This window comes from Protofrankia symbiont of Coriaria ruscifolia (assembly GCF_900634745.1).
Classification (GTDB): domain Bacteria; phylum Actinomycetota; class Actinomycetes; order Frankiales; family Frankiaceae; genus Protofrankia; species Protofrankia californiensis.
In genome coordinates, this window is sequence record NZ_CAAAFR010000126.1 from 1 (window position 1) to 6,453 (window position 6,453).

Genomic DNA, 6,453 nt, shown 5'->3' on the forward strand with positions numbered 1-6,453 from the left:
GGAGTGGGGCGGGGGCGGCTCAGCAGCGCGGTCAGGTGGCGGTGGGCACCCAGCCGGCCGCGCGCTGCTCGGCGAAGGATCGGGCCCGGTCAAGGGTCCGCAGGCTGTTGGTGCTCAGCGCCCGCTGGACGAACTCGCGCGCCTCGGCGACGGTCGCCGTCGCCCCGAGCACGCCCGTCACCGCCGTCGGGTCGATCCGGATGCTGTGCCGGGAGGAGGCGCGCACCCCGTCCGGCACCGGTTCCAGCAGCCACTCCCCGACATGCGCGGTCAGCAGTTTCGGCAGGACGGTCTGCTTGTAGAGGATGCGTCCGGGCGGGAAGCCGAGCCGGAACGAGACCGTCGTGTGCACCGATCCGTCGATCGCGTGGGTGTCCATCTCCAGGCGCTGGATGCCGGGTTCGGGCTCGCCGAGTTCGACCCGGGCCACGTGGTCGAGCCGGGTCGGCCAGTGGTCCGCCTGGTAGATGAAGTCGTACACGTCGTCCACCGAGCCGGCGATCTCGATCGTGTCGGTGAACGTGAGCGCGAGGTCCTCCGGGTGGGTGGCCAGCTCGGCGGCCCTGCGCAGGGCGGCGAGTTCCGCCCCGCTGTTGCGGTCCACGGCGGCCTGGATCCAGGCCAGGCCCTGCGGGTCGTCGTCGACCACGTCGAAGTCGTGGTCGAGCACGAGCTTCGTGGTGCCGGCCGGGCCGGCGCCGACCCGCCACACGCCGCCCATCCCGGCGATCGGTGGCTGGGAGACCTCCTGGCGGAAGGAGACCGTGCCGGCCGCGCGGTCCACCTCCCGGCGGGACACCCAGTGGCGCACCTCGTCCCCGGCGGTCGCCCACAGCCGCAGCCGCTCGTGGACGGTGCCGCCCACCTCGCGCACGTCGAAGCGCTCGATGTGCACCGTCGGCGGGAACACCTGCGGCCAACTGGGCGCGTCGGCGATCAGGGCGAAGACGTCGTCCGCCGGGGCGGCGACGTCGATCTCGTGTCGGGTCCGGTACCTGCCCTCGCTCACCATGCCTGGCTCTCCTCGCGATGCGCGCCGGCGGGAGCCCACCGGCGAAGGTCAAGGACAGAAAGATCAACGCAGAGTCGGTGCAGGATCTGTAGGCGCAGAGTCAGTCGGTGCGGGATCAGTAGTTGCCGAGCCCGCCGCAGACGTTGATCGCCTGGGCGGTCACCGGGTCGGCGGCCCGGGTGACGAGGTAGCCCACCAGGCCCGCGACCTCCTCCGGTGTGGAGTAGCGGCCGAGCGGGATCTTGGCCTCGAAGCGGTCGAGGACCTCGTCTTCGGTGACGCCCCACACGTCGGCGTAGCCGGCCCGCACCCGCCGCGCCATCGGCGTCTCGACATAGCCGGGGCAGACGGCGTTCACCGTCACGCCGGTCTTCGCCAGTTCCAGCCCGAGGGCCTTGGTGAAACCCACGACGCCGTGCTTCGACGCCGAGTAGGGCGCGCCGAGGACGACGCCCTGCTTGCCGCCGGTGGAGGCGATGTTGATGACCCGACCCCAGCCGCGTTCCAGCAGCCCGCCCTGGTTGAGAACCTCGCGGGTCACCCTGAACACGCTGTTCAGATTGGTGTCGATGACGTCGTCCCAGAGCTCGTCCGAGATCCCCGCGGTGGCCCCGCCGCCGCTGCGGCCGGCGTTGTTCACCAGCACGTCGATCCCGCCGAAACGGTCGACGGCGGCCTGGACGAACGTGGCGATGTCCGCGCCGGAGCGCACGTCGCCGGGAGCACCGGCGGCGTCGACGCCGTCCTGCTGTAGATCCTTGAGGGTCACCGCGATGTCGTCGGCGTGCCGGGCGACGAGAAAGATCTGCCAGCCCAGCCCACCGAGCGCGCAGGCTACCGCGAGCCCGATTCCGCTGGTCCCTCCGGTGACAAGCGCGACTCGCCGGTCCGCCTGCGTCATCGTGGTCTCCCTTCCGTTACGGTGGCGTATTTTCGGGTGCTCAGACCGCCTGGTGCCGCAGCTGCGCGTTGACCAGGTCGAGGAACGCGCGGATGGTGGTCGCCTCCTGGACGGCGTCGTCGCCGAGGGAGATTCCGTAGTCGCGCTCGATGTGGCCGGACACCTCCAGCAGCGCGATCGAGTCGTAGCCGAGGTCGGTGAAGGGCACGTCGAGAATGTCGCCGTCCAGGTCGACGTCCTCGACGTCGCCGGCGCTCTCGCGCAGGACGTCCACCAGCCGTATGCGGGTCAGCGGAGCGGGCGGCGGGCCGGGGGCGTCGACCTGCTGCCCGATAGCGTGGGTGTCGGTCATCTGCTGGCTCCGTCTCATCGGTCGTTGCGGAACAGCGGTGTCACACCGGGCGGCGCAGGACGGCGGCGGCGTTGAACCCGCCCTCGCCGCGGGCGAGGACCAGCGCGGTGCCGAGCGTTGCCGGCCGGCCGGCCGGGCCGACCAGATCGAGCGCGTCGGCGAACACCGGATCAGTGACGTTCACGGTCGGTGGAATCACCCCGTCGCGCATCGCCAGCAGCGCCGTCGCCACGTCGAGTGCCGCGCCGCCCGAGGTCAGCCGGCCGACCAGCGTTTTCGGCACGCTGACCGGCACACCGCGGGGGCCGAACACCGCCCGGATCGCCCTGGCCTCCGCGCGGTCGAGCTCAGGTATGCCGGCACCGTCGGCGAACACGACGTCCACCGCGGCCGGACTGATCGCGGCCTCGTCCAGGGCGAGCTCGATCGCGCGGCGCAGCGCCGGCTCCCGGCCGCTGCCCGGAGCGGGGTCGAAGGTCGCCGCGTAGGCGACCAGCTCCCCGTACACCTGCGGCGCGCCGCGGGCCCGGGCCGCCTCGGTCTCCTCCAGCACCAGGATCGCCCCGCCCTCACCGGCCACGGTGCCGTTCGCGTCCGCGTCGAACGGCAGGTACGCGCGGGACGGGTCGTCGCGGGTCGACAATCGCCCACCGGCCAGCAGCGCGGTCCAGCCCCAGGGGCACAGCGGGCTCTCCAGTCCGCCGGTGACCATGTGACGTGCGCCCGACCGCAGCGCCCGGCGGGCCTGGCCCAGTGCGTCCAGGCCACCGGCCTGGTCGGTCACCAGCACGCCGCTCGGCCCGCGCAGCCCGTGCCGGATCGAGATCTGGCCGGTGTTGACCGCGTAGAACCAGGCGAACGACTGGTAGGCGCTGACGTGGGAGGGCCCCTGCCGCCACAGTTTCTGCAGCTCCCGCTGCCCGAAGTCGAACCCGCCGAAGCCGTTCGCGGTGATCACGCCGAAGTCGAACTCGGGGAGTTCACCGGGCTGGATCCCGGCGTCGGCGATGGCCTCGTCGGCGGCGACGAGAGCCATCCGGGTCATGTGATCCGTCTGCGCGAGCAGCCGGCCGGGGATGAGCGCGGCGGCGTCGAAGCCGGCGACCTCCCCGGCGAGCCGGGCCGGGTAGCCGTCCGGGTCGAAGCGCGTCAGGCGGCGAATCCCGCCGCGGCCCGCCAGAGTGGCCGCCCAGTACGCGGGGGTACCGACACCATTCGGGGCGACGATGCCGAGACCGGTGACGACGGCCCGCACCTGAGCGCGCTCCGTCCCGGCCGTTGACTTCCTTGCTGCGGTTGCTGCGGGCATCGGCTCCGTGGCGGCGGCAGTGGCCGCGGACGCGCTCATCGCTGCTCCTGGCCGGGGCGAGTCAGCACCATCGCGCTCTGGAAACCGCCGAACCCGCTGCCCACGGTGAGTACACCGGTCACCTTCCGCTCACATGCGGTCAACGGAACGTAGTCAAGATCACATTCAGGATCGGGTTCCCGCAGATTGGCGGTCGGCGGAATGAGACCGTGGGTGATCGTCAGTGCGCAGGCCGCGATCTCGATCGCGCCGATCGCGCCGAGAGAATGGCCGATCATCGACTTGATCCCACTGATCGGCACCTGCCGGGCGTGCTCGCCGAGGCTCCGCTTGAACGCCGCCGTCTCGTGCCGGTCGTTCTGCTTGGTGCCGGAGCCGTGGGCGTTGATGTAGTCCACGTCCGTCGGGGCGAGCCGGGCCTGCCGCAGGGCGACGTTGATCGCCTCGGCCATCTCCCGCCCGTCCGGACGCAACCCGGTCATGTGGAAGGCGTTGCACCGGGCCGCGTAGCCGGCCACCTCGGCGTAGCCGCGCACGCCCCGGCGGCGGGCCTGCTCGGCTTCCTCCAGGACGAACACCGCGCTGCCCTCACCGAGCACGAAGCCGTTGCGCGTGCGGTCGAACGGCCGGGACGCACGCTCCGGGTCGTCCTCGCGCGGCGTCGTCGCCTTGATGGCGTCGAAACAGGCCAGGGTGATCGGCGAGATCGGAGCGTCGGTGGCGCCGGCGACCATGACGTCCGCGGAACCCTCCCGGATCAGCTCGGCGGCATGCGCGACCGCGTCGATGCCCGAGGTGCACCCGGTGGAGACGACCGCCACCGGCCCCTCCGCCCCCGCCGACCAGGCCACCTCGGTCGCCAACGACGTCGGGACCAGGTAGCCGTAGAGGTGCGGGACGCCGTAGGTGTGGTCGACCAGCCAGGACCGGCCCGCATCGCTGACCACGACGTACTCGCGTTCCAGGCTCATCGTGCAGCCCACCGCGCTGCCGATCGTGACACCGGTCCGGGACGGGTCGAGACCGTCGGTGCCGGCGCCCGGGGTTCCCGCCGGGGAAAGCCCGGCGTCCCGCAGCGCCGCCCGCCCGGCCACCACCGCGAACTGGGCGGCCCGATCCATCCGCCGGATCTCCTGCGGGCTCAGACCGGCCTCGGCGGGATCGAAATCGACCTCGGCGGCAACCCGGGAGCGGAACGGGGCGGGGTCAAAGGAGCTGATCCGCCGGGTCGCGGTGGTGCCTGAGGTAATCAGTTTCCAGAACGCCTCGGTATCCGCTCCCCCGGGGGCGACCACGCCGATGCCACTGATGACGACCCGTCGCTCGTTCACCATCGCAGGCCTCCGTTGATCTCCAGGATGTGACCGTTGATGTAGTCGCTGTCCGGGCCGGCCAGGAAAACGGCCGCGCGCGCCACCTCGGCGGCGGTGCCGACCCGGCCCCCGGCGAGCTTCGTCGAGAAGTGGGACCACACCTGCTCGTTCGAGGTGAGCGCCAGACCCATGCCGGCCGCGATGAAACCGGGCGCCAGACAGTTGACGGTGATCCCGAGCGGGGCGAGCTCGACCGCGGCCGTCCTGGTCAGCGCCTCCACCCCGGCCTTCGACGCCGCGTAGGCCCCGGCCGCGGGCACCGCCCGCCCGGCGAGCACGGACGAGACCGTGATGATGCGACCGCCCTCCTTGCGAAGATGCGGCACCGCGGCCCGCACGGTGCGGAACACCCCGGTCAGATTGGTCGCGATCACTTCGTCCCAGGACGGCTCCGCCAGGTCCGCGATCGCGCCGGGCCGGCTGATCCCCGCGTTGGCAACCACCACGTCAACCCGGCCGAACCGCTCACGGGCGATCTCGAACAGGCCCGTCACCGACGCCGCGTCGGTGACATCCACCGGCGCGAACGCGCTGCGCTCCGCGGTAACGGACTCCGCCGTAAGGGACTCCGCCGTAAGGGACTCCGCCGGCCAGGCCCCACCGCGACCCGCGTACAGGACGTGTGCGCCGGCAGCGAGATATGCCTCGGCGATACTCCGCCCCAACCCGCGCGTGCCGCCGGTGATCACGGCGACTTTTCCTTGTAATGACACCGGGACCTCCCACCGAATGGCCCGCCTCGTCGACAGGCGACGGCCGTGGCGTCGGGGCTGGCGCCCCGGAAATCCAGCGTCCGCCGGTGGTCTGGAAGCTCGGTGGAACATCGATCGAGGCGGCCTCACCACCCGACCCGAAGAGCATCCGCACGCCGTATATCCAGGCGCCGATCAGCTGCGGGTTCGGGCCAGCCCTCGGGCGTACGACGCACTCAGCCGCTCGCGGACCGCGCGGTCGAATCCTCGGCCGCGACCGCGATGATGTTCGCCGACTGAACCTTTCCCGGTAACCACCAGTGGCGTTGAGTGACATCAATGCCACCTACGGTTACCGGGAAAGGTTCACTCAGCCCAGAGCCCCGGACGGTCCTCAGCGACCTGTTTGATCAGCCGGGCGCGGGCGGCGGTGTTGGGCGCGTTCGCGATCTCGGGATCACGGGCCGCAAAGAACTCTTTCTCCTTCAACTCTGTGTGCTCCCAGGGCGGATTACCGAGAACGCAGGAGAAGCCACCCGGCAGGACGTCGGGGAACTCCAGGGACCAGTGGAAGAAGCGGTAGCGGTCGCGCAGCTCGCCCAGGACCCGGAGCTGGTCGGTGGTGAGGGCGGCGGTGCCCACCGACGCCGACCTCGACCGGCACGTCTGGCGGACCGAAGCCCGCGCGCTCGACGCCGTCCACACCCGCCAACTCCTCAACGCAACCTCCCGCGAAGCCCTGGCACGCTTCGCCGACTGGCACATCCACCCCCACCCCAGCCGCGCCACCGCCCTGCTCGCCCGCTTCCCCGAC

At 71.7% G+C, this 6,453-nt stretch carries 8 protein-coding genes; 1 reads left to right on the top strand and 7 read right to left on the bottom strand.

What is annotated here, in order from left to right:
- Nucleotides 1-31 precede the first annotated feature (31 nt).
- The 7 genes from CV1CTNOD_RS14800 to CV1CTNOD_RS14830 all read right to left on the bottom strand — a co-directional run bounded on the left by CV1CTNOD_RS14800 (nt 32) and on the right by CV1CTNOD_RS14830 (nt 6,281).
- Nucleotides 32-1,012 (bottom strand): aromatase/cyclase, encoded by a 981-nt coding sequence (locus CV1CTNOD_RS14800; protein ID WP_131786673.1) that lies wholly within the window; start codon nt 1,010-1,012, stop codon nt 32-34.
- 115 nt (nt 1,013-1,127) lie between these two features.
- Nucleotides 1,128-1,913 carry an SDR family NAD(P)-dependent oxidoreductase gene (locus tag CV1CTNOD_RS14805; RefSeq protein WP_131786674.1) on the bottom strand — a complete coding sequence of 262 codons (786 nt, stop codon included), beginning with the start codon at nt 1,911-1,913 and terminating at the stop codon, nt 1,128-1,130.
- Nucleotides 1,914-1,953: 40 nt separating this feature from the next.
- Nucleotides 1,954-2,265: an acyl carrier protein gene (locus CV1CTNOD_RS14810; RefSeq protein ID WP_131786675.1), complete on the bottom strand. Its 312-nt coding sequence runs from the start codon at nt 2,263-2,265 to the stop codon at nt 1,954-1,956.
- 40 nt (nt 2,266-2,305) lie between these two features.
- Entirely contained in the window at nt 2,306-3,613 is a 1,308-nt protein-coding gene (locus CV1CTNOD_RS14815) for a ketosynthase chain-length factor (RefSeq protein WP_278043918.1), read from the bottom strand.
- Complete coding sequence (locus CV1CTNOD_RS14820) at nt 3,610-4,908, bottom strand: beta-ketoacyl-[acyl-carrier-protein] synthase family protein (protein ID WP_131786676.1); 1,299 nt, start codon at nt 4,906-4,908, stop codon at nt 3,610-3,612. Before CV1CTNOD_RS14820 ends, CV1CTNOD_RS14815 begins: the two co-directional genes overlap by 4 nt.
- Nucleotides 4,902-5,660, bottom strand: coding sequence for an SDR family NAD(P)-dependent oxidoreductase (locus tag CV1CTNOD_RS14825; RefSeq protein ID WP_131786677.1), 759 nt, complete (start codon nt 5,658-5,660; stop codon nt 4,902-4,904). Before CV1CTNOD_RS14825 ends, CV1CTNOD_RS14820 begins: the two co-directional genes overlap by 7 nt.
- A gap of 345 nt (nt 5,661-6,005) precedes the next feature.
- Nucleotides 6,006-6,281, bottom strand: coding sequence for a hypothetical protein (locus tag CV1CTNOD_RS14830; RefSeq protein WP_207386456.1), 276 nt, complete (start codon nt 6,279-6,281; stop codon nt 6,006-6,008).
- Between CV1CTNOD_RS14830 and CV1CTNOD_RS14835 the strand changes: the two genes are divergently transcribed.
- Nucleotides 6,274-6,453, top strand: a 180-nt coding sequence (locus CV1CTNOD_RS14835; RefSeq protein WP_131786678.1) for a hypothetical protein, incomplete at its 3' end; no start/stop codon positions are given. The two genes, CV1CTNOD_RS14830 and CV1CTNOD_RS14835, sit on opposite strands and share 8 nt — an antisense overlap.